This is a genomic window from Pseudomonas sp. MF6751, assembly GCF_016613265.1.
GTDB lineage: Bacteria > Pseudomonadota > Gammaproteobacteria > Pseudomonadales > Pseudomonadaceae > Aquipseudomonas > Aquipseudomonas fluorescens_BV.
The window spans coordinates 116310-139167 of the sequence record NZ_JAENSV010000008.1; the positions used below are offsets into that span (position 1 = coordinate 116310).

Annotated in this window: 21 protein-coding genes, 1 tRNA gene and 1 riboswitch; of the genes, 12 read left to right on the forward strand and 10 right to left on the reverse strand. The window is 58.2% G+C overall.

Features of this window, described 5'->3' with window-relative positions:
• Window positions 1-102 precede the first annotated feature (102 nt).
• From JJD66_RS09970 to JJD66_RS09985, 4 genes are all read left to right on the forward strand, one after another.
• A complete protein-coding gene (locus JJD66_RS09970; RefSeq protein ID WP_003190369.1) occupies window positions 103-819 on the forward strand; it encodes an MgtC/SapB family protein in 717 nt (238 codons plus the stop codon).
• A 288-nt stretch (window positions 820-1107) separates the two neighbouring features.
• The gene (locus JJD66_RS09975) at window positions 1108-1734 is read left to right on the forward strand and encodes a response regulator transcription factor (RefSeq protein WP_034127079.1); all 627 of its coding nucleotides are present in this window, start codon (window positions 1108-1110) and stop codon (window positions 1732-1734) included.
• Between the two features lie 6 nt (window positions 1735-1740).
• Complete coding sequence (locus JJD66_RS09980) at window positions 1741-5355, forward strand: transporter substrate-binding domain-containing protein (RefSeq protein WP_200648056.1); 3615 nt, start codon at window positions 1741-1743, stop codon at window positions 5353-5355.
• 134 nt (window positions 5356-5489) lie between these two features.
• Window positions 5490-5912 carry a chemotaxis protein CheY gene (locus tag JJD66_RS09985; protein ID WP_105226412.1) on the forward strand — a complete coding sequence of 141 codons (423 nt, stop codon included), beginning with the start codon at window positions 5490-5492 and terminating at the stop codon, window positions 5910-5912.
• A gap of 35 nt (window positions 5913-5947) precedes the next feature.
• Here JJD66_RS09985 and JJD66_RS09990 read toward each other — a convergent pair whose 3' ends face one another.
• The 4 genes from JJD66_RS09990 to JJD66_RS10005 form a co-directional block, all read right to left on the reverse strand.
• Window positions 5948-6871: an ABC transporter substrate-binding protein gene (locus JJD66_RS09990; RefSeq protein WP_198715200.1), complete on the reverse strand. Its 924-nt coding sequence runs from the start codon at window positions 6869-6871 to the stop codon at window positions 5948-5950.
• Window positions 6868-7227: a (2Fe-2S) ferredoxin domain-containing protein gene (locus tag JJD66_RS09995; RefSeq protein ID WP_200648057.1), complete on the reverse strand. Its 360-nt coding sequence runs from the start codon at window positions 7225-7227 to the stop codon at window positions 6868-6870. Before JJD66_RS09995 ends, JJD66_RS09990 begins: the two co-directional genes overlap by 4 nt.
• Window positions 7227-9149 (reverse strand): TonB-dependent receptor plug domain-containing protein, encoded by a 1923-nt coding sequence (locus JJD66_RS10000; protein WP_200648058.1) that lies wholly within the window; start codon window positions 9147-9149, stop codon window positions 7227-7229. Before JJD66_RS10000 ends, JJD66_RS09995 begins: the two co-directional genes overlap by 1 nt.
• Before the next feature lie 91 nt (window positions 9150-9240).
• Window positions 9241-9446: riboswitch (cobalamin riboswitch) on the reverse strand.
• A gap of 62 nt (window positions 9447-9508) precedes the next feature.
• Window positions 9509-10588 carry a 3-deoxy-7-phosphoheptulonate synthase gene (locus tag JJD66_RS10005; RefSeq protein ID WP_200648059.1) on the reverse strand — a complete coding sequence of 360 codons (1080 nt, stop codon included), beginning with the start codon at window positions 10586-10588 and terminating at the stop codon, window positions 9509-9511.
• A 982-nt stretch (window positions 10589-11570) separates the two neighbouring features.
• On the opposite strand from JJD66_RS10005, the gene JJD66_RS10010 reads away from it, so the two are divergent.
• Together JJD66_RS10010 and JJD66_RS10015 are read left to right on the forward strand one after the other, a co-directional pair.
• Complete coding sequence (locus tag JJD66_RS10010) at window positions 11571-12320, forward strand: carbon-nitrogen hydrolase family protein (RefSeq protein WP_200648060.1); 750 nt, start codon at window positions 11571-11573, stop codon at window positions 12318-12320.
• A complete protein-coding gene (locus tag JJD66_RS10015; protein WP_200648061.1) occupies window positions 12321-12767 on the forward strand; it encodes a GNAT family N-acetyltransferase in 447 nt (148 codons plus the stop codon).
• Between the two features lie 35 nt (window positions 12768-12802).
• On the opposite strand, the gene JJD66_RS10020 is transcribed toward JJD66_RS10015, so the two are convergent.
• On the reverse strand, window positions 12803-13042 hold the full coding sequence (locus JJD66_RS10020; RefSeq protein ID WP_200648062.1) for a DNA-binding protein: 240 nt from the start codon (window positions 13040-13042) through the stop codon (window positions 12803-12805).
• Between the two features lie 82 nt (window positions 13043-13124).
• Here JJD66_RS10020 and JJD66_RS10025 point away from each other — a divergent pair, with 82 nt between their 5' ends.
• From JJD66_RS10025 to JJD66_RS10050, 6 genes are all read left to right on the forward strand, one after another.
• The gene (locus JJD66_RS10025; protein ID WP_054895748.1) at window positions 13125-13490 is read left to right on the forward strand and encodes a helix-turn-helix domain-containing protein; all 366 of its coding nucleotides are present in this window, start codon (window positions 13125-13127) and stop codon (window positions 13488-13490) included.
• A 151-nt stretch (window positions 13491-13641) separates the two neighbouring features.
• On the forward strand, window positions 13642-14283 hold the full coding sequence (gacA, locus tag JJD66_RS10030) for a response regulator transcription factor GacA (protein ID WP_005786991.1): 642 nt from the start codon (window positions 13642-13644) through the stop codon (window positions 14281-14283).
• Window position 14284: 1 nt separating this feature from the next.
• Entirely contained in the window at window positions 14285-16108 is a 1824-nt protein-coding gene (gene uvrC / locus JJD66_RS10035) for an excinuclease ABC subunit UvrC (RefSeq protein ID WP_019821446.1), read from the forward strand.
• Between the two features lie 32 nt (window positions 16109-16140).
• On the forward strand, window positions 16141-16701 hold the full coding sequence (pgsA, locus tag JJD66_RS10040) for a CDP-diacylglycerol--glycerol-3-phosphate 3-phosphatidyltransferase (RefSeq protein ID WP_003190391.1): 561 nt from the start codon (window positions 16141-16143) through the stop codon (window positions 16699-16701).
• Between the two features lie 60 nt (window positions 16702-16761).
• A tRNA-Gly gene (locus JJD66_RS10045) sits at window positions 16762-16837 on the forward strand.
• A 497-nt stretch (window positions 16838-17334) separates the two neighbouring features.
• Entirely contained in the window at window positions 17335-17622 is a 288-nt protein-coding gene (locus JJD66_RS10050; protein ID WP_198715206.1) for a helix-turn-helix transcriptional regulator, read from the forward strand.
• A gap of 71 nt (window positions 17623-17693) precedes the next feature.
• Here JJD66_RS10050 and JJD66_RS10055 read toward each other — a convergent pair whose 3' ends face one another.
• The 5 genes from JJD66_RS10055 to JJD66_RS10075 form a co-directional block, all read right to left on the reverse strand.
• The gene (locus JJD66_RS10055) at window positions 17694-18044 is read right to left on the reverse strand and encodes a DUF3085 domain-containing protein (RefSeq protein WP_198715208.1); all 351 of its coding nucleotides are present in this window, start codon (window positions 18042-18044) and stop codon (window positions 17694-17696) included.
• Window positions 18045-18282: 238 nt separating this feature from the next.
• The gene (locus JJD66_RS10060) at window positions 18283-18576 is read right to left on the reverse strand and encodes a hypothetical protein (RefSeq protein WP_200648089.1); all 294 of its coding nucleotides are present in this window, start codon (window positions 18574-18576) and stop codon (window positions 18283-18285) included.
• 1029 nt (window positions 18577-19605) lie between these two features.
• Complete coding sequence (locus tag JJD66_RS10065) at window positions 19606-19956, reverse strand: hypothetical protein (protein WP_200648063.1); 351 nt, start codon at window positions 19954-19956, stop codon at window positions 19606-19608.
• A gap of 242 nt (window positions 19957-20198) precedes the next feature.
• The gene (locus JJD66_RS10070) at window positions 20199-20876 is read right to left on the reverse strand and encodes a hypothetical protein (protein ID WP_200648064.1); all 678 of its coding nucleotides are present in this window, start codon (window positions 20874-20876) and stop codon (window positions 20199-20201) included.
• Window positions 20809-22809 carry an RHS repeat-associated core domain-containing protein gene (locus tag JJD66_RS10075; RefSeq protein ID WP_234452195.1) on the reverse strand — a complete coding sequence of 667 codons (2001 nt, stop codon included), beginning with the start codon at window positions 22807-22809 and terminating at the stop codon, window positions 20809-20811. Before JJD66_RS10075 ends, JJD66_RS10070 begins: the two co-directional genes overlap by 68 nt.
• Window positions 22810-22858 lie beyond the last annotated feature (49 nt).

A 22858-nucleotide genomic window follows, 5' to 3' on the forward strand; every position in this document is an offset into this window, starting at 1 on the left:
CAGTCGCCAGATTCATTGGTGGTATACCGCTATCGCAGGCAAGCCAGCTCCCACAGGGACCTGCGAGTTACCAATGTGCCGCTGCATTCATGGAGATTTCTTATGCAGGCAATCAACAACATAAACCTCAACTCCCTGGTCGACACCGTGGTCAGCCTCAGCGCTGCGTTTATTCTCGGTGGCCTCATCGGGTTCGAGCGCCAGTACCGCCAGCGCACCGCCGGCTTACGTACCAATGTGCTGGTGGCGGTGGGCGCGGCGATCTTTGTCGACATGGCCAACCGACTGGGCGGTGCGGAAGGCGCGGTGCGCGTGGTCGCTTACGTGGTGTCGGGCATCGGCTTCCTGGGGGCGGGTGTGATCATGCGGGAGGAGGGCAATGTGCGTGGGCTCAATACAGCCGCCACCCTTTGGGCTTCGGCCGCGGTGGGCGCCTGCGCCGGGGCCGACCTGATCCTCGAGGCGTTGCTGGGCACGCTGTTTGTGCTGGCGGCCAATACCTTGCTGCGGCCGATCGTCAATAACATCAATCGTCAGCCCTTGGACGTGGTGTCGGCAGAGGTCACCAATATCCTCTATGTCATTGCGCGCCGCAGTCAGCAGCAGGCCGTGATGGTGTTACTGGAAGCCGAGCTGGCACGCTGCAACTACCCTGCCAGCGACGTCGACGTGCGACCGTTCGGCAGTGACGAAGTGGAAATCGAGGCCATCCTGGCCGCCACGTCGGTGGATGGCGACGAACTGGACGCGCTGGTGGCGCGCCTCTCAACGTCAACCCTGGTGGTGCAGGCCTTCTGGAGTCCGAGCACCACCGACTGATCCTTATGGGCTGGCCAGGATTGGCTAAGCTTGCATGTGGAAAAATCCTACATGTTGTCCGGATTATCCCTTCGGTTGAAACATCATTGCATTGCTAAAGTTAGGTACTTGCGGCTGTTGCGCCGTTGAGGTCCGGCGTCCGTCGCTCTGTTGAGTTAATTGAAAGGGCCAGACACTGCTTGGTTACCGCTCCAAGGAAGCAGTGCCGCTTGTCGGAACTGTCATTTCTCACAGGTACCCAGGTCCGGCGTGATGTGTAAGGGTATTTTGTCCACATAAGGAAGTTTTATGAGCAAAGCATTAATTGTGGATGACCATCCGTTTATCCGGGCAACGGTCAAACACCTCCTGCAATTGGAGGGGTTTGATGAAATTTTTCAGGCGGGGGATGGCGCTGACGCTATGCAGTTGGCGAGGGAGCAACGTCCCGAGCTGATTATCCTCGACCTGGCGATGCCTAAATTAGGCGGGTTGGAGGTTATCAGCCGCATCAAGGCGTTGGGCTTGCCGTGCAAGATTCTGGTGCTGACCTCCTACCTGGCGGTATTTTTTTCTACCCGTTGCATGCGTTCCGGTGCGATGGGGTTCGTCGCCAAGACCGGTGAGCTGGATGAGCTGCAAAAGGCTATCAAAGCGATCATGTCGGGCTACAGCTGCTTCCCCAGTTTGCCGACCAGTTCGGTGCGCCGCGATGATCTGCAAGAAACGGAACGGCAGATGATCGAGTGCTTATCGGACCGTGAGTTAACCGTATTGCAAATGTTGGCCCTGGGGCTGGGCAACAAGGAAATTGCCGAACAGATGCTGCTGAGCCACAAGACCATCAGCACTTACAAGACTCGACTCAAGGAGAAGTTACGCATGTCTTCGGTAGTGCACTTATCCAAGTTTGCCCAGCGCAACCATCTGATCTGAATTGAGATGATCACCACCGCGTTTATAAGGTTCGCCACGATCTTCTGGATGAGCCTGTTACCTCAGATCGCGGTGGCCCTGGATGAGCCCCATGCTTTGCGGCTGTTGGGGCACTCACGTATTGACACCCCGCAAGTAGCACTGGATGAGTCTGATTGGCGCTGGCTGCGCGAGCGGCGCACATTGTTGATGGGGGTTTCTGCTCCCGATTATGCGCCTTTTGACTTGACCAATAACAACGACGAGCTTGAAGGTATCACAGCCGATTTTGCCGCACTGGTGGGTCAGGCCCTGCATATCTCCATAGAGGTACGGCGTTACGATACCCGCGATGAAGTGATCGAAGCCTTGAAGCAGGGAGGCGTGGATTTTCTCGGTTCCGCCAATGGCTACGAAGCGGCCGACCCGCAACTGCTTTTGTCTCGCTCCTACGCCAACGATCAACCGACCCTGGTGACTCGCAGCGGCGATAGCCAGGTGTTGAATGACGACCTGGCGGGCAAGCGCGTAGCGATGCTGTATCACTATATGCAGCCCGACGCCGTTCGGGCGTTTTACCCCCAGGCCCAATTGGAGTTGTTTGCCTCGACTTTCGAAGCTATTGGTGCCGTAGCGTTTGGTCGCGCCGACGTCTATCTGGGGGATGCTATCAGCAGCAACTACCTGATCAATCGCAATCACCTCAACAATGTACGTATGGCGGATTTTTCCGGCTTGGAAGTCAACCCGTTTGCGTTTGCCGTCGCCCGCGAAAATACGCGTTTACTGCCCATTCTCAATGCCGCGCTGGAGGCGATTCCCGCCAGCGAGCAGATGGAAATCCTGCGCCGCTGGAGCGGAGGTAACCTGGGGATAATCGGCGTTGACCGGTTGCATTTGAGTGCCAGCGAACAACGTTGGGTGCAAAAGAATCCGAGGGTCAGAGTCGCGGTGCTCAATGACTTTCTACCGTTATCTTTTATTGGTGATCAAGGCCAGTTCGAAGGGTTGAGTGCCGAGGTATTATCGCGTATCAGCTTGCGTACCGGCTTGAAGTTCGATGTGGTCCCGGGCGGCTCATTGCCGCGCCAGATCAATATCGTCAGTGCGGGTACGGCGGACATGCTGGCGGTCGTCACGCCTAGTGCGGAGCGTGCTGAAAAAGTGCGTTTTACCCGGCCCTACCTGACCAATCCCTTTGTGCTGGTAACCCGTAACGGTCCCCACAGCCCGCTCACGCTGGAGGACATGGTCGGCAAACGCCTGGCCATGGTGGTCGGCAATGGCCTGCATGAGGACATAGCGAAAAATTTTCCAGGTGTGATGTTTGTCGACGTGGAGAACCCCCAGCAAGCCATGGCGCTGGTGGCCAATGGTGACGCCGACGGCGCGGTCAACTCGTTAATCAGCGCACGTTATCTGATCAGCCGTTATTACCGCGACCGCCTGCGTGTCAGCAGTACGGTTGGCATTGAGCCTGCACGCGTGACCTTTGGGGTAAATCGCAGTCAGTTGGAGCTGTATTCGATCCTCGATAAGGCGCTGCTGAGCATCACCCCTCAGGAAATGGACGAACTGATTGGCCAGTGGCGTAGTGAGGTCATCATCGAGGACAGCTATTGGTTGCGTTATCGGAATGTGATTCTTCAGGGCTTTGGGTTGGCGGCGCTGTTGTTGGCAATCACGCTGGGCTGGGCCATTTACCTGCGCAGCCTGATTCGCAAGCGCCTGCAGGCCGAGCGAGCGCTAAGCGATCAGATGCGGTTCATGAGCGTATTGATCGACGGCACACCACACCCGATTTACGTGCGCGATCGCCAAGGGCGGCTGATGGCCTGCAATAACGCCTACCTCGACGTGTTTGGCTACAAACTTGAAGACGTGATCGGCAGGACCGTGGTGGAAACCGACATCGAAAACCCGCCACAGGCCCGGTCGTTTCATGAGGATTACCTGCGCTTGATGGCCGGCGGCGAGCCGCAGATTCATGATCGAATCCTCAAGGTGCCCAATGGCGATGTGCTGACCATTTACCAGTGGATGCTGCCGTACCGCGACGGCGACGAGAAGGTGGTGGGCATGATTGCCGGTTGGGTAGACGTAAGCGAACGGCACCGGCTGCTCGGCCAGCTACAGGAAGCCAAGGACGATGCCGACGCCGCCAATCGCGCCAAGACGACCTTCCTGGCGACCATGAGCCACGAGATCCGCACGCCGATGAACGCCGTGATCGGCATGATCGAACTGGCCTTGAAAAATGCCGAACAGGGGCGGGTCGACCGCGATGCTCTGGAGGTGGCCTCGGTAGCTTCGCGGGGTATGTTGGAGCTGATCGGCGATATTCTCGATATAGCGCGGATCGAGTCTGGGCATTTGTCACTGACCCTGGAGCCCGCCAACCTGCATGAGTTGTTGGCGTCGGTCGCACGTGTATTCGAGGGGCTGGCCCGAGCCAAGGGGTTGGCACTGCAGGTTGAGCTGGACCCGTTGATTGACCAGGCGGTGCTGGTCGACCCGCTGCGATTCAAGCAGGTGGTCTCGAATCTGCTGAGCAATGCCATCAAGTTCACTCCCCATGGGCAGGTCAGCCTGGTCGCGCAGGCGGTGGTCGAGGACGATCGCTTGGCCGTGCAGTTATGGGTGCAAGACACTGGCATCGGAATCAGCGTCACCGACCAGCAGCGGTTGTTCAGTGTGTTCATCCAGGGCAGCAATAATCAGCAATCGGCACGCAGCGGGTCTGGGCTGGGGTTGGTGATCAGCCGCAGCCTGTGCGAAATGATGGGCGGCCAATTGCACTTGAGTAGTGTGTTGGGGCACGGCACTCGGGTGGACGTGACGTTGACCCTGGCCATGACCACCACGCTGCCGGCCCCGATTGAGCCTGTGCAAGAGGCGGCGCCAGAGGGGCGCGCGCTGAGTATTCTGGTGGTGGACGACTACCCGGCCAACCGCTTGCTGCTGGCTCGACAGTTGAGCTTTCTGGGGCACCGTATCATCACGGCCGAAGACGGTGTCCAAGGGCTTGAACAGTGGCGAACGGGGCAGTTCGACGGCGTCATTACCGATTGCAACATGCCGTTCAAGAACGGCTATCAGCTGGCCCAGGAGATTCGCGCACAGGAGCGTGAGCGCGGTCTGGAGCCCTGCCTGTTACTCGGTTTCACCGCCAACGCCCAGCCGGAGGAAGCCGAGCGCTGTCGGCAGGCTGGCATGGATGGCTGCCTGTTCAAGCCCACCGGGCTGGACGACTTGCGGGCGGCATTGGCGTCGCGTTCAGTTGGCACTAGCCCGCGACCCTTGGCTACCTTCAACTTGAGCACCCTGGTTGCGCTGACCGGGGATGATCATGCCGCGCTGGTCGAATTGCTGGCGCCGTTACTCGAAAGCCTGGAGGCGGATCGTGCCTTGCTGCCACGGCTGGCAAGCCAGGCAGACTTTGCCAAGTTGCACGACCTGGCTCATCGTGCCAAGGGAGGCGCGCGGATGGTCAAGGCCAACCCATTGATCAGTGTATGTGAGGCATTGGAGGCGGCGTGTGAACAGCAGGACCGTCAGGCATTGGGGCCAGCGGTTGCAAGCGTGGGTGAAGCGATCGATGTTTTGCATCATGGCTTAAGCGCTTATTGCAATCAGCCCTGACTGTGGTTGATCGCCTTTCGGAGGATTTGGGAAAGTTCTTACATGAAGGGGGAATATGCCTGATTTTTTCGTCGGCATATGTCTGGAAAATGGGCGACGCTCACTGTCGAGCACTGCCTGCCCAGGGGTTTGCCATGCCGAACAAAGCATTGACCATCCTGATTGCCGATGAACAACATCTGCAACGCCTGTACATCGAGAAAATGCTCAACCACTTGGGCTATTACCGGATCGTGCCGGTGCAAACGTTCGAAGAGGTGCGGATTCTCACTGCCATTCCTGCCGAACCCTTCGACGTGCTGATAACCAATGCAGGGCTGTTGGCCCATGCCCATGAGCCTCAGCCCCAGGTGCGTCATGTACTCGTCTACGAGCATCTGGACCTGGGCGCCCCTTGCGGCGTAACGCCGGCCGTGCGAGTGCGATTGCCGGGCGTGCCGGACCACGTCAACCTCGAACACTTCATGGACATCGTCGACCCCTGCGAGACTGCCCACGGCCTGCGGGTGTTGCCGTGGCTGCGGGAGTTGTCCCGCATGCCGGTGGCCCGGGCCTAGTCCACAGTCATAGGAGCGAGCTTGCTCCTTACAGATTACCGTATGCCGCGAAATGTACGGGCCAGTTCAATTGCCACCTTGCCGCCGCCGACGCCGGGTACTAAATGGGTAAACGGAATATCGATCATCCGGTTCTCACGCACCGCTCGCAGCGTCGATAACACCGGGTCGGTGGTCAGCAATTGGCGCTTGCGGTTAGCGGGGGACCACAGGGCGTCGGCCAATAAAATGATGTCAGGGTCCTTCATCAGCAAGGTTTCACTGTTCACGGTCACTCGTGATAGGGGGATGTCAGCCAGCACATTGCGGGCACCCGATGCGGCCAGCAGTGCTGTGACAAACCCCCGTTGGCCTTCACTGGCGAGGCCGTTGACCTCACTGTCCAAGTAAAATACCGATACCGGTTGGGCGTTGTCAGCCAATGCCTGGGCATGTTGCAGGTCGGCGTCCAGTGCGTCGCTCAGGGCCTTGGCGCGTTGTGATTTGTGCAGCAGGGCACCAAGGGTGAGCAGGTCCTGGCGGATGTGCGCGAAGTAATCCAGGGTGTGCCCGTCACACGCGGACTCCAGCAGGTAGGACGCCACGCCGTTGTCGGCCAGGCCAGTGCGTGAGCTCACACCCTTGCCGAACGCGCTGGCGAACCCGCCCACCACCAAGTCGGGGCGCTGTGCATACAGCATTTCGCTGGAGGGATATTGGGCGGCAATCACCGGCACTTCGAAATACCGGCCCTGTCGATGCGTGTTGTCGCTGTCGTCCAGATAGGCCACGCCCACCATTGAAGGCCTGGCATCCAGCGCCAGCAAGAGGTCGGCCGCGTGTTGATTGAGGGCGACGATGCGCGAGGGCGGCGCGTGTGGCAGTGTCCAGGCCTGGGCGCAATTGGTGTAATTGTCTGCCAGCGTCTGTGTTGCGCAGAGCAGGGCAATCAAGATCAAGCATAAGCACCACGTTTTCATGCGCGCTCCTTGAGCAGTAGATCGTCAACCACTTCACCGCCTGCCAGGTGCATATCCACCAGGCGTATCACATCCGCCTTGCTGTGCACGCCGTACCAGCAGCGCTGCGGGTAAACCGTGAGCACCGGCCCGAGGTTGCAGGGGAACTGGCAATGGGTGCGGGTCAGCAGCACGCCGTCGGGCACTTCGATGCGTTGCAGCTCCAGCAACCGGCGGCGCAGGGCTTTCCGCAGTTGCAAGGCTCCACGCTGGGTGCAGCGCGGGCCGGTACACAGGAACACATGGTGACTGTGGTCAGGAATTCGCGACCAGTCGGGGTGGGTGTCGACCCCGTCGATTGGCGTGATGTCGGCCATCAGAAGCGATACCTGTAACGCACCTCTGCGGTGAAGGGGCGGCCGAGGTTGTCGACGTTGTTGGCGCGACTGGTGACGTAGTCGCGGTCGAACAGGTTTTCCACCAGCAGGCTCAAACGATGCTGGTGGGCACTGTCCAGATAGCGATAGGCGTCGGCGTCCACCACCGAATAATGCCCGTACTCGACCTGCTTGGCGCTGATGACATCGCGGATATAACGCAGCGCCGCGCCTGCACCCCATAGGCGGTTTTGCGATTCAAAACCGATGCGTGAGCGGGCGAAAAAACTGGGGATATCGTTAAGGGTGACCCCGGCGCGGGATTCGGTCAGGTTGCGGGTCATGTCGGCCTGCACGCTCCATTGGTCGTTGAGCGCCAACCTGGCGTCGGCCTCGAAACCGCGCATTTGGATCTGGCCCTCACCATTGACCCACTGCACATCGTCCAGAGTGATCAGGTCGCTGATCTTGCGTTTGAACACGGTGACGCTGGCGCTGAAATCGCGTTCCGCAAGTTGCCCTGAGTAGTCGAGGCCCAGTTCAGCGTTGCGGCTTTTCTCTGGCTTGAGGTGGCGGTTGCCCTGTTCGTCCGCTTCGTTGACGAACAGCTGTTCGGCATTGGGCAGCTTGTAGGCGGTGCCGTATTGGCCGCGCAAGGCCCAGTGATCGTTGAGGTTGTAGAGGGACGTGAGCATGCCGACGGTGGCACTGTCACCGCCGCTCATGGCCTCGTGGCGTACGCCGAGGCTGGGGTGCCAGTCGGGCAGGGCGTCGATCTGCGGGCGCAGTTGGCTATACAGCGCGTGGGCCTGGGCTTTGTTATCGTCGATCACCAACACATCGTCCTGGCCCTTGAACCATTGGTTGTCGCTGCCGACGATCACTACATGGCCGCCCGGCAACTCGGCCTTGCCTTCGGCTTGCACGCCCCAGTCGGTGAAGCCCCAGTAGTCGTTAGGGTTGATGACCTGGGTACCACCACCGTCTAGGTTGTTGATGCGGGTATAGCGGGTATCCCAATCGTTGATGTGGCCCTTGACGAAATAACTCAGGCGTTCGTCGAGGCTCTGCTCGAACGTGGTTGTGGCGATTTGCTGTACACGGTCGTTGGTGGTTTTGTGAGAGGCTACCGGACGGGCGAAATCCAGGTTGGCGTCGGCGTATTGGTAGAACAGTTCCAGGCGCGAATCATCGCCAAAAGATTGAACTGCCTTGGTACCGAAGGTGGTGACTTCGTAAGAGCGTTTCTTGTCCGTGACATTTTTCATATCGCGATTGCGAAACGGCTGGTAGCCCTCGGACGCATTGCGGCTGACGTAGGCCAACACGCCCAGGTCGCCCCAGCCGTTGCTGAAAATCTTCTCGACCCGTGCGTCACCCGTGGTGCCGCCGAAGGTGTCGAGGCCCATATTCACTTCGCCGGCAGCCGTCCGCGTCTGCGGACTGCGAGTCACGATGTTGATTACGCCCGATACCGCCTGGGTACCGAACAGCAGGCTCTGGCCACCCTTGAGCACTTCGATGCGTTCAATGGCATTGGCCGGCAGCGTGTCGAGGTACAGGCCACCGTACAGGCGGTTGTTCAAGCGCACGCCATCGAGCAGGATCAGGGTGTCATCGTTGCGCCCGCCGAGCAGGGAATAGGTGCCATAGTCGAATGGGCCGTTCTTCGGCGCCACGTACAGCCCAGGAATGAACATTTGCATCACCCGCGACACGTCGGCTGAAGGGCCGGCCCGCTCGATCTGTTCGCGGCTGACCACGTTGACGTTGCTGCCGTACTGGGCCATGGCCGCAACAGTGCTGGATTCCACTGAGGGCGCCGAGACGATTTGCGGGTTGAGCACCAGGGGCGTGTTGTCGGCCAGCAGCAACGGGCTGAACAGGCAACTGATCAAGGGAGTGAAGGAATGTCGGATCATAGTCTTCTCGAAAGTATCTTCGCAGAAGCACGCAAGAGAAGGCATCGAGCACACGCCAATACCGGCCCATGCCCGCCCACCGCAGGAGTTTGCCAAACAGAAATTCCAGGCCGGTCTCCGGGCTCATGCGTATGGATACCTTCACCTTCCCATGGCGCGAGGGCCACAGTGGTGTGTCGAAGGGATCACGCATATACCGTTGCGGGGGCAGCACCGGACTTGCTCAATGTGAGCGTACCGGTTTCCCGTTTCACCCCAAGCACGGCGGCAGGGGGCACCTGAAACAGGCGGGCATCTGAACACTCGCACGAGTGCTCGTCAACTGTCCCGCCCTCTCCCAGGTTTTTGATTCCCACCGATCAGTCGGCCTTGCCGTGCTCCCGCAACCGCTCAGCGGCACTGCGTAACACCTGCTCGGTCCCGTCCCAACCCAGGCAACCATCGGTCACCGAAACGCCGTATTTCATCGACGCGCTCAGCGGCTGGCAGCCTTCGAACAGGTGACTCTCAAGCATCATGCCGACCAGCGAGGCATCACCTTGCAAGCGCTGCTCCAGCACGTCATTGAATACCGCCGGTTGGCGCAGCGGGTGCTTGCCGCTGTTGGCATGGCTGCAATCGACCATGATCCGTGCCGCCACCTTGGACTTGGCCAGGTCATGCTTTACGTCGGCCACGCTTTGCGCATCGTAGTTGGGCCCACGGTGGCCGCCGCGCAGCACCAGGTGGGTGTCGGGGTTGCCGGGCGTCTGGATGATTGCCGGGTGGCCCTGGCTGTCCACGCCGAAATGACGATGCGGGTGAGACGCTGAACGCATCGCATCGCAGGCAATGGCAACGCCACCGTCGGTGCCGTTCTTGAAGCCCACGGGCATGCCCAGGCCGCTGGCCATTTCGCGGTGAATCTGCGATTCGGTAGTGCGTGCGCCAATGGCGACCCAAGTGAGCAGGTCATCGAAGTAGCCGGCGGCCATGGGTTGCAGCAACTCGGTGGCCACCGGCAGGCCCAGGCGCAGCATTTCACGCATCAGTTCGCGGGACAGGGTCAGGCCGGCGGCCATGTCATCGCTGCCGTCCAAGTGTGGATCGTAGGCCAAGCCTTTCCAGCCCACAGTGGTGCGCGGTTTCTCGACGTAGGCACGGATCACCAGCAGCATCTGGTCGCTGACTTCAAGCGCGAGCTTCTTCAGATTGCGCGCGTATTCCATGGCCGATTCCGGGTCGTGGATAGAGCACGGGCCGACAATCACCAGCAAGCGTGAGTCTTCGCCATTGAGGATGGCGCGCACGGCTTGGCGATGGGCGTGGACTTGTTCGTTGAGGAACGGGCTGAGCGGGAGTTGGTGCTTGAGTTCAAGAGCGCTGGGCAAACGCTGGGTCAGGGCTTCATTGGCGCTGTTGAGGGTAGAGACGGGCAAAGCGGCGACGGAGGAGTTCATATTCAAGGCTTCCTGGGCAAGCGGCGGGCGATTCCCGCACGCTTGGCCTACTGGGGTGTTCGACAATTGGCCGTATCGGCTACGTGTGTTGGCTTGCCACCACGGGGTGACCGGTCGGAGGCGGCAGGCTGTCCCGAACGGAGCTGGCTAAATCGCCATGCAGTGCAAGTGTCGTAGCGGTAATAGGTGGCGTAGTTCATGGTGTGATTCCTTTAAATGAGCGTGAAAAACAAGTTATCAGGCGCTGAAAAAACAAAACCCCCGGTCGGGGAGCCGACCGGGGGTTTAGATTTCTCTGGTAGGCGACCCCTTGAGTAGTGGGCGCCGATTTCAGGTATCAGGCGCGCCAGTGGCTAAACCAATACCCAAAATAAAAGCCGGCCAGTGCGCTCGAACCGTTCACACGGATAGCCGACACCGAGCGCAAGGCGCTGGCAGCAGGGCAAACCTGAGTGTGGGTGAGTGGCAACATGGGGCTCTCCAAATGATGGGGGGAGCTTACTAGAGGCGTGCGGGTGGATTCAATCAGTAATTTCTATTGCGTAGCAGTACTTACCGCTATGGGCATAGGTATCTACACAGTTTTGCTGCGACGCTGGACCTGTGGCGAGGGAGCTTGCTTCCGTGACGGTCTGACAGCCGGCGCTGATCTGGCTGAGGCACCGCGATCCAAATGTGGGAGCTGGCTTGCCTGCGAAGACGGCCTGACAGTCAACACAGTTGAACCGTGTACATATCCATTCCTGCGGTAACGGCCACCTAGGGTTCCGCTCTGACAGCGGCTCACTTTTGAAAAGAGCCGGAATGCCGGCCAGCGTGGTTTAACGGGGCGCCTAAGATCAAGATCAAAAGCAGATCAAGAGCGACTCGTTTCGCATCGAGGCACCGTCCACCGTTACAGCGTCGTGTAGATACCTATGCCGCTATGGGGTAAGTGTGGATATGCTGACAACTCTCAAACAGTGATTGCCAGGACGCGACCATGACTGCCTTGACCCTTGCTGCGGCGCAAACCGTTTCCATCCCGGGCGATATCGCTGCCAATATCCAGCGGCACCTGGCGTTGATGCGGGCCGCGGCTGAACAGGGCGTGCAATGCCTGGTGTTTCCAGAACTGTCACTGACGGGCTACGAGCCGTCCCTGGCGGCCGACTTGGCCATCGACCCGCAAGACGCCGTGTTGACGCCGTTGCGTGAGCTGGCGCGGGAGCTGCGGTTGACGGCTGTGGTGGGCATGCCGGTGCGTCTGGCGCGACAAACAGGTGTGCTGATCGGCGCGCTGGTGCTTGGGGCGGACGGTTCAGTAGGCGTCTACACCAAGCAGCATCTGCACCCCGGCGAAGAGCTGGCATTTGCCGCGGGGCAGGGCGGTGAAGCCCTGGGATTGGCAGAGGAGCGTATCGCATGGGCGGTGTGTGCGGACTTTTCCCAGGCCAGCCATCCACGTCAAGCGGCGGCAGCGGGCGCCACGGTGTATGCCGCCGGCGTACTGATCAGCGAGGGAGGCTACGCGGCGGACAGTGCTTTGCTTGAAGGCTATGCGGCCGAGCATGGCCTGTTGGTACTGATGGCTAACCACGGTGGCCCATCTGGAGGCTGGGCATGTGCCGGTCGCAGTGCGATCTGGACCGCCGATGGCAACTTGCTTGTTGCCGCCCCCGGTGTCGGCGACGCGTTGGTGATCGCCCGTCGCGAGAGCGGGCAGTGGACCGGCCAAGTGGTCGCCCTCTGAATGATGTTTCATTTGCGCCGGGCCATCGAGCAGGACCTGCCGTTTGCCCGCACCCTGACCCAGGAGGCTATGAGCCATTACTACCGTCAGAACGGCTTGTTGTGGTCTAACGACGGCTTCGACGTGGCCTGGGCGGGCCGCGAGAACTGGCTGATCTGCAACGATGATGGCGTGATGGGCTTTATCAGCCTGAGCCGCGACGGGAAAGCCCTGTATATCCGCGAGCTGCACCTGCTGGCGTGCTGCCGCAAGCAGGGCGCGGGCACATGGGTGCTGGAGCAAATGGCGCTCAAGGCACGCGTCGAGGGCCTGGGTTTTCTACGTTTGACGGTGTTCAAGACCAACCCGGCAAGAAGGCTGTATCAGCGTCTGGGGTTGAGCATTGTCGGTGAAGAGGATGGCTTCTGGCGGATGGAGCGTGAGTGTCGCGCACTCACATCGGACTAAAACAGGCACGTCCTACAAATAAGCGCATACTGCTGTCAGCTAGTGCTTTGTTCATCGTGGGATTGAGCTTCAGCTTCATCCACGATAACGCCCTCTTTCATGCCCAGAAGTACCGCCACTTTATGGGCTTCTCCACGCCGTCCCTTTTTTCGCCCGGCGAGCACTTGATAGGTGGTTGCCGGGTCTACGCCATGCTCACGGGCGAACGCTTGAACTGACTTTCCTTGATGTTCCAGCCAGGCCTTGGCTTGTGCAGCAGTACGGATTCCGGGCATAGTTCAAAACCGTTCAAGTTTGTTTAACGAAGTGATGGTGTGACACCTCTTGGGGTGTGCCAATTTAGGATCATACATCCAAATGAGTGGAATCGGTTCGCGCTTAAGGCAAGAAAGAGAGCGACTTGGCCTGTCGCAGAAAGTTTTTGGAGAGATTGGAGGCGTTGAAGCGAACGCCCAAGGCAAATATGAAAGCGGTGGTCGTGCACCCAAGGCCGACTATTTGTCTCGCGTCGCCGAAAAAGGAGTGGATATCCTGTACGTGTTGACCGGCAGCCCAACGCCGATCCAGCTGGATAACCTGAGCAAGATCGAAGAAAAAGTGTTGGGCAATTACCGAGCGATGTTCAAGGAAGACCAGGACGCAATCCGTCGCTTGACCAGTACCTTGGCTGAGCATTCATCCGTGGTGAACGGAAAAGCCAAGTCGCACCCCCAGGATTCCTGACCTTTAGCCCAGGAAACAGTGCTGTTCGCCAGCCGGCGAACAGCCGCAGCATGTTGAATCTCTATATATATGACACTTGCAACTAGGTCTGCGCCTTGGTTTTTTGCTAAGGTGTTCAGCAACCTATAAGACCATATCGCGAGGTGTCTGCTTGATTAGGGTGCTAGTAGTCGATGACCATGATCTCGTTCGTACAGGCATTACACGAATGCTGGCTGACATCGACGGCCTGCAAGTAGTCGGCCAGGCGGAGTCGGGGGAGGAATCCCTGATCAAGGCCCGGGAGTTGAAGCCCGATGTGGTACTGATGGACGTCAAGATGCCTGGGATTGGCGGTCTTGGTGCCACGACCAAGCTATTGCGCAGCCACCCGGACATCAAGGTCGTGGTGGTCACGGTGTGCGAGGAAGACCCGTTCCCCACCCGTTTGCTGCAAGCCGGTGCCGCCGGCTACCTCACCAAGGGCGCAGGCCTGGCCGAGATGGTGCAAGCCATTCGCCTGGTATTTGCCGGCCAGCGTTACATCAGCCCGCAGATTGCCCAGCAATTGGCGATCAAGTCGTTCCAGCCCACCAGCGATTCGCCGTTTGATACGCTGTCGGAGCGGGAAATCCAGATCGCCTTGATGATCGTCGGTTGCCAGAAAGTGCAGTCGATCTCCGACAAGCTGTGCCTGTCGCCCAAAACCGTCAATACCTACCGCTATCGCATCTTCGAGAAGCTCGCCATCAGCAGTGATGTTGAATTGACCCTGCTCGCGGTGCGCCACGGCATGGTGGACGCCAGCGCCTGACATGACTACGCCGTTTGATCCAAGTGCCTTTCTATCGACCTGCAGTGGCCGCCCCGGTGTGTACCGCATGTTCGACAGCGAGGCGCGCCTGCTGTATGTGGGCAAAGCCAAGAACCTGAAGAACCGTCTGGCGAGCTACTTTCGCAAGACCGGCCTTGCGCCGAAAACCGCCGCCTTGGTGGCGCGTATCGCCCAGGTCGAAACCACCATCACCGCCAATGAAACCGAGGCGCTGCTGCTTGAGCAGACGCTGATCAAGGAATGGCGGCCGCCTTACAACATCCTGCTGCGTGATGATAAATCCTACCCTTACGTGTTTTTATCGGATGGCAACTTTCCGCGCCTGAGCATTCACCGCGGGGCAAAAAAGCAAAAGGGTAAGTACTTCGGGCCTTACCCCAGCGCCGGGGCGATTCGTGAAAGCCTGAGCCTGCTGCAAAAAACCTTTTTTGTGCGTCAATGCGAAGACAGCTTCTACAAGAACCGCACCCGGCCGTGCCTGCAATACCAGATCAAGCGCTGCAAGGCGCCCTGCGTGGGCCTGGTGGAACCTTCGGAGTACGCCGAGGATGTGCGCCATTCGGTGATGTTCCTCGAAGGGCGCAGCAACGCACTCACCGATGAGCTGTCCGGGGCCATGGAGCAGGCCGCCAGCACCCTCGATTTCGAAAAGGCTGCCGAACTGCGCGACCAGATCTCCCTGCTGCGCCGCGTCCAGGACCAGCAAAGCATGGAAGGCGGCACCGGTGACGTCGACGTGATCGCCGCGTTCGTCAACCCGGGCGGCGCCTGTGTGCACCTGATCAGCGTGCGTGGCGGGCGGGTGCTGGGCAGCAAGAACTTTTTCCCGCAGACCGGTATCGACGAAGACGTGGCAGAGGTGATGGCCGCGTTCCTTGGCCAGTACTACGTCAGCAGCCCTGAGCGCGACCTGCCGTCTGAACTGATCGTCAACGTGGTGCACGAAGACTTCCCCACCTTGATCGAGGCCATCCACGAGCTGCGCGGCCGCGAGCTGGACATCAGCCACCGCGTACGCGGCACTCGTGCCCGCTGGCAGCAACTGGCCGTGACCAACGCCGAACAGGCCCTGGGTGCACGCCTGGCCAATCGACAGCACGTCGCAGCACGCTTCGACGCCCTGGCCGAAGTCCTCAACCTGGACGAGCCGCCCCAGCGCCTGGAGTGCTACGACATCAGCCACTCCAGCGGTGAGGCCACGGTGGCCTCCTGCGTGGTATTCGGGCCGGAAGGGCCGATCAAGGCCGACTACCGGCGCTACAACATTGAAGGCGTTACCGCCGGCGATGACTACGCCGCCATGCACCAGGCGCTCACGCGGCGTTTCAGCAAGTTGAAGGATGGGGAGGGCAAGTTGCCCGATATCCTGCTGGTAGACGGCGGCAAGGGCCAGTTATCCATGGCCCGTGACGTGCTCAACGAACTGGCGGTGCCCGACCTGATCCTGCTCGGTGTGGCCAAGGGCACCACGCGCAAGGCCGGTTTCGAGACGTTGTACTTGAATGATGCCGCCCATGAGTTCACTTTGAAGGGCGACTCACCCGCACTGCACCTGATTCAACAAATCCGCGACGAAGCGCACCGTTTCGCTATTACCGGCCACCGCGCACGCCGTGGCAAAACCCGGCGAACCTCAACCCTGGAAGGGGTGGCGGGGGTTGGCCCGACGCGGCGTCGCGACTTGCTTAAACATTTTGGTGGCTTGCAGGAGCTCTCCCGTGCCAGCATTGACGAAATAGCCAAAGCACCCGGTATCAGTAAAAAGCTCGCTGAATTGATTTATGCCAATCTGCATAGCGAATAGAATGCCTTCTCACCTCGTAGCCAGTTGTGCCGATGAATATCCCTAATCTGATCACCGTACTACGCGTCCTGCTTATCCCGATTTTCATTCTGTTGTTCTATTTGCCGTATGAATGGAGCTACGTCGCGTCCAGTTCGGTATTTGCCTTCGCAGCCGCCACCGACTGGCTCGACGGCTACCTGGCACGCCGCCTGGAGCAGAGCACGCCCTTTGGCGCGTTCCTCGACCCCGTGGCCGACAAACTCATGGTGGCCGTCGCCCTGGTCCTGCTGGTGCAGGAACACGGCAACCTGTGGCTGACCCTGCCGGCCGCCGTGATCATCGGCCGCGAGATCGTCGTCTCGGCCCTGCGCGAATGGATGGCCGAAATCGGCGCCCGCGCCCACGTGGCCGTCTCCAACATGGGCAAATGGAAAACCGCAGCGCAGATGCTCGCGCTGGTGATCCTGCTGGCCAACCCGTCGGACTTCTCGTTCTGGGTCCTCACAGGCTACGCCTTGCTGCTGGTCGCGGCCGGTCTGACCCTGTGGTCCATGCTGCAATATCTGCGCGCCGCCTGGCCCCATCTGCGAACCACCGTTGAAAAGAAATAAAACTTTTTTGAATCAAGGGGTTGACGGGTGCTGAGGATTCTATAGAATGCGCATCACCAAGCGGGAATAGCTCAGTTGGTAGAGCACGACCTTGCCAAGGTCGGGGTCGCGAGTTCGAGTCTCGTTTCCCGCTCCAAGCATAAAAGAAAAAGCCACTCTAACGAGTGGCTTTTTTTTGCCTGTGATTTACGGAATAGACGCTAAGGCGTCTTTTTTTGAGTGCAAAACCGTGGGTGCTCAGGGTGATCCGGTAAGACTCAAATTCGTATTGCTCCTGGATTCGCTCAGTTCACCTGTCACCAAGCCTGCTACTGTTTATTCATCTTCCCGGCGCGCATCGACCTTTGGTCACGCGTCACTTCTGGTACCGATAATCCTGAGTCACGGTGGTTTCCAGGCGGTGGACTTGCCCCATCATGCGACAGCAGCAGCTCGCCTTCATCAGCTCAACCCCGACAACCTTCCTATCCTGGCAACTGCTTGAAAAGGCCTCGCTGCGTGATGCGCCCCCAATGCTCACCCGAAGAAGCTATGAGACATGAGAATTGGACCCCATGAACGCGGTGTTTATACTCAGTGAACCCGCAGTGTGAAAGGGGCAAAAAACACATGGAGCTACACAAGGAGCAAGGAATGGTCTACGGCCAACGGAAAGAAACGCAAACGGGGCGACGATCAACGACTCTTCGCGCTGCCAGCGCGGAATGTTCCGGCGTGCGTCTGCGGGTAGTGCTGTCGGAGTGCAAGATCGCGCCAATGGATTTCGCGCTATTTCTGAAGATCAGCCCACAGCGGCTGACCAATTGGTTTTCTCGTGGTATCCCGTACTCGCAGCTCGATAAGATAGCCAGGCTGGTGAGCGTTAATGCACAGTGGCTGGAAACAGGGGATGGCGAGAAATTCCCGGCGAAAAGCGAGTAGCGAAGCCCTGCGCGAGCACATAGCAGAGAGCCCCCGGCAGGCGGGGGCTCAAGGTCTGATGGTTGATTGGGTTACGGCGTGACGGTCCGCAACATCAGATAGGTCGCCGTGGCGGCCAGTTCCAGATCCTCCTCACCGTTGAGGATGGGCGTGAACGCCTCCGAATGCGGGTCGAAATGTTCCGCGAAATCATCGCCGCCCAGCTCCTTGCGGGCCAACGCCCACCAGTCGTCGAATACGTCGACATCGGGGTTACAGCCCACCGCATAGGCAAGCAACCTCTGGCGGCCATTGGCTTGGCGTTCACCGCGCTCGGCGAGCCAGTAGACGCCCTGGTCCTTGACCAGAATGATGGAACATTGATTGGCGATAGCCTCTGCCAGCACCGGCTTCAGATCGCTGCCTTTGAAGAGCAATGACAGGGTGGTCTCCTTGCAACAGAAGGACTCCCCAACCGCAAGGGAGGGCGTCCCTTGGGATGACGGAAGTGATGAAGGGATAACGCGGCCAATGCGCCATTGACGCACCGCGGTCTTGAAGGCGTTGACCGCCTGGGATGTTGCCGGCGACGCCAGCGAACATGGGGGCAGCGTGGTCGAATGCTTTGGCGGCGGGTGTCTGTCAAACCGCATCAGGCGAATGCCGGGTTATGGCCGGTGGTCAGTACTCATTTAGCAGGAACACTGCCGTAAGGTTCCGGTCCGCTTCGGTGAAGATACACAGGGCCAACCCGTTACTGATGGTGTAGGACGACAGCAGGTAGCCGCCGAGTTCCAGAGCCGCGTTGTTGTAGCGCCGATGCTCTGCGCGCACATCGCCCCAATCGCCGCAGATGTGCCGGCGCACATAGGGCAGCGGGTCGAGCAGATCCTGTCGGATCAGGGCGTCCACGCAGCGGGAGATGGTCAGGCCACCGAGGGGAAAGCGAGGCTGGAGGGTGATGAAGGCGGGCATGGGGAGATGCAGATCCTCCACGGCAATGGGGCTTCGTACTCTAGCAAGGTAGAACGTTTCGGCGGCGAGGTCGCGGTCACAAACACGTGCGTAATGGCATGGCTTGTGGGGGCGGCAGGTATGCTTCGGCTGGGTAGGAAAATTCCATGAGGCAGGCTCTTGGCAACGTGTCCAACCCCGCAGGTACTTCATCGTTCGCTGACCCATGACGGTGTCACTTTTTATGGGTGAAGGCGTTCGGCCCCGCTGGTTTCCTTGACCGCATACATCAGGCAGCGCACTGCTTCACGATCCTGTTCCGACAAGCAACGGTAGTAATGGACCAGACGCTCTTCCTCTCGATTGAGCTGTCGGGGCCGCAGGGCTGTACCGATGGCGGTACGTAATGAGGGAAAAAATGAGGTATTTAGCATGATCCTATTTCTTTATGAGATGAATGGGCGCGTGGGATTCTTGCCCTAAACAACTTAATAAATAACGTTTATTCTAGAAAATGGCTCGTCATTTTTCGTGACTGTTGGGTATTTCAGATGGGGCCGTCGGAAGTGTTTGGATAAGGTGTAGGAGCGATCTTTCAAAGGAGGTAAAAACACGCGATGGAGGGACTCTACCGCGGATCGGGTCCTATGCGGTGCCTGAGAGGTCCCAGTGCTGGCTTTCGATCAGGAGTCGCGAGCGTCATACCGATAGTGAGCGTGCTCGCCACGGGCATTGATGTTTTCGCACAGGCGCCCGTCGGTATCATAGTGGTACAGCGTTTGCGCATTGGAACAATTGCGAGTAATTGGCCGTACACGTTCCAGCTCAGATGCTTGGTCGTGTCCGGCGCGTCGGTGGTGCCCCAGTGGGGGATAACGCGCCATTCGTGGTCGGGTTGCTCGAACAGCGTCGGAAGTGTGTAAGTGGTTCCGTCAGTGCGAACGGGGTGTGGGCGTTGTACGGGGGGGGGGGGCGGCGACTGGCATTCATGCATGTTGCCAGGCGCCGTCGGTCGGTAGCCAATAGACACCTCCATCGCTCTTGTTATTTCTATTTGTAGACACCCTTTACTTCGGCTTTTTCTATGAAAATATCCTGTAAGTTACCTTGGATCTCTTTGTTGTTGTATTTAAGGGTAAAGTCTTCATTGATGTTGTTTGGGAAATGAGTTCCGTCCAGTGTGCCAAATATTACAGATGCGCTATCGGCAACAATTATGTCGAAAATTCTGAAAATATCGTCTCTTTCGCTGACACTGAGTTTGGCTAGCGCACACCGTACTCTGGAGTATAAGTCTGCATTTGAGTCAACGGGTTTGCTCAGTTCTCTCTTGTAGTTAGACGAGTTGTCTTCGAATAGCTCTTCGAATATGGCGCTTATCACCTGCTCGTCAAGATTCATATGTTTGTCCTTACCTGAGTTCTGGGTGTGTTTCTTTGTTAAGTTTAATGAGTTCCTGGTGCTTGTTATTCGAATAGGCGAACTGGCGAACAATGTTTCCGTCGCGGTTGATGACCTAGTTAAGTTGCCCGTTGGCTTCGTAGCCGTACATGCGAGGCTTTCCATGGCCAGGTTGTCGACGATGCGCTTGACCCCGGTCAGCCGATCCAGACTATGTCCATACCCAAGAAACCGGAGTGTTGTTAGTCCGAAAAGAGTGAGAGAATTGCAGATTTTGATGGGGCCATAAAATTTATATTGTCGAGATCCAAGTTTAAATATTTGCAATAGTCTAGAATGATTGACTTGTTGATTCGTTTGGATTTAATTTTGTTGTCGTAGAAGGTGGTGTTTTCAAAGCGCATTGGTTCACCGGTTTGATAGAAAATCCATCTTGGATCTTTCATTGAATATACCGCTCGTAAGACCTCTCCATTTTCAATGTATGTGAATGAATTTATAACGTTTTTATGCGATGTATCAGTCCAGTCAAATACATAAAATCCTTTTTCTAGTTCTGTGCTTAGCTGAAAGCAGAGCGTCCTCCATCCATCCTGTATATTGCTTATCATCATTGTTCCGCATGTTGCTTTGCAGGGTAGAAAAATCGCCTTTAGGATTTTACTGTTATATATTTGAGGGTCGCATTTGTCCGCGACGACGAAGATATCATTTATTTTGTTAGTGCCTGCGTGAAGGCTATATGTTTTATCTAAGGCTGCCTTGATTTTTAGCTTATACAAAACATCTTCGTATGAAGCTTCAGTATAAGCGAATGTGATTTTTTTACATTGAGATATATTCATGTCTTCCTCAGCAGGAGGATCGTCCTGATGTGATTTTTCCGTTTTTGTCAATGTTCCAGAAAGTGCTTCTGGCATTTGGGTCGTTAGCGGTGACTTGTCTTTGATGTTTTCTGCTGGCACTCGAATTTGTGTCGTACTCAATATTATAATGGGTGCCGTTCTTATCATACTGAATGTCGGGTTTGTTGGCGCCAACTTTTGTACCATTAACATCGACCTGCTGTTGATTTTTGCGTATGTTGGAGACGCCTTTGGTTTTCTTTAAATTGCTGATCTCATTGTCAATTATTTGATCATGTCCTGTGCCTCCATGCTTTTTGGCTATCCCGTTATTTGCAGCAGCCAAGCCCAACGGATCAATCCACCCCGTTGGATTCGCCGCATACTGATACAGGTTATCCCCGCCCAACAACCCAATCGGATCCGGCTGGGTAAACCGACCCACATCAGGATCAAAGAACCTGAAGGTGTTGTAGTGCAGCCCGGTTTCGCGGTCAAGGTACTGGCCTTGAAAACGTAGGTTCTGCTCACGTCCCGGCTGCTGATCATGCCACTCGTCCCGGCTCTTGCCCCAGGCCTGGTACTCGCTGTGCCACACCGTGTTGCCGTCGGTGTCGGTCAGCTGTTCCGGTAGCCCAGCCAGATTGGTGTGAAAGTAAAAGATCACCTCGCTACCGGGCTTGCCATCGACGCGGGCCAGCGGTTCATAGCTGCTCGGATCGGCATACACGTACAGGCTGGGCCTACCGTCCTGCACCTCTTCCAGCAGTCGCAAGCCTTGCCAGTGGAACAGCGTGCGGTGGCTCGGCTCGCTGGCGTTGTCGTGATACACCAGCTTGCTGATCCGCCGGCCCAGCGGGTCGTAGCCAAACACCACGCGTTGGCGCAGCGCGCCGTTCTGTTGATGTACCTCGATCAGCCGGTGCTCGGCGTCGTATTCGAAACGCTGGATACGATGGCTGCCACTGCGCTTTTCGCTCAGCCGCCCAAAGCGGTCATAGCGATAACGCTTGTCCTGATACACATGCACGCGGTTGTGCTTGATCAGCCCGTTAACCCGATAGCCATCGAACAGGTTGCCGGCCGCATCGTAGTTGAGGCTCTCGATGGACTGGCCCCGGTGCACGCTCTGGATCTGTTCGACGGGGTTGTAGCCGTATTGGGCGCTGCCTTGATAGGACTTGCCGGTTGTTGCCTGATTGTAAAATCGTCCGATCAGGCCGTCGTCATTGGCCGCTGCGCTCGGGCGGCTGCCGCCAGGTCGCTGGGTCTGGGTCAGTATCTCGGCCACCAGGTTGTCGCTGGCGTCGTACTGGTAGTCCTTCTGCAACAGCGGCAGCACCTCGCGGGCCACCTGCTGATAGTGCAACGCCTTCTGGCTGAGGCGGCCATTGCGGTCGTAGCGGGTGCGGGTGTGCAGGGCGCCTTGGGTGCGCAGCACTTCGTCGTGCAGTGCATCGCGCTCAAAATCGCTGATCACCTGGCCGCCCAGGTTGATTTGATGCAGGTGGCCGCTGCCGTAGTACAGGTGGTTGAGCTGGCGTTGGTCGGGCAGGGTCAGGGTTTGCAGGTTGCCCAGTTCATCGTAGTCGTACTGCAGCAGGCCGGCGCTGTTGGTCTCGCTGAGCAGTTGGCCGAGGGTATCGTAGGTGTAGTCGAGCCGCTGCTGGTCACCTTGGTTATCGGTAAAACTGATCGCCAGCAGGTTGTCGGCATTGTCGTAGGCATACGCGGTGACGCCATCGTCGGTACGTTTGCAGATCAAGCGGCCGAGGGCATCGCGCTCGAAGTGGTGTTGCAACGGGGCAAGTGATTCGGTGGTGTCCTTACCGTCCAGATCGGGCTTGGCATTCGACGCGGGGATATGATGGATGCCGGTGACCTCGCCCAGCGGGTCGTACTGGTAGATGCGCCCGCTGCCATCCAGGTCCTGCTGGGCCAGCAGGCGGTCCAGCACGTCCCACTCGAAGCGGTAGCGTTCGCGGTTTTCATTGCTCAGGTGCCGCAAGCGGTCATAGGCGTCGTAGCCAAACTCGACGCTGTGGCCGAGGGCGTCA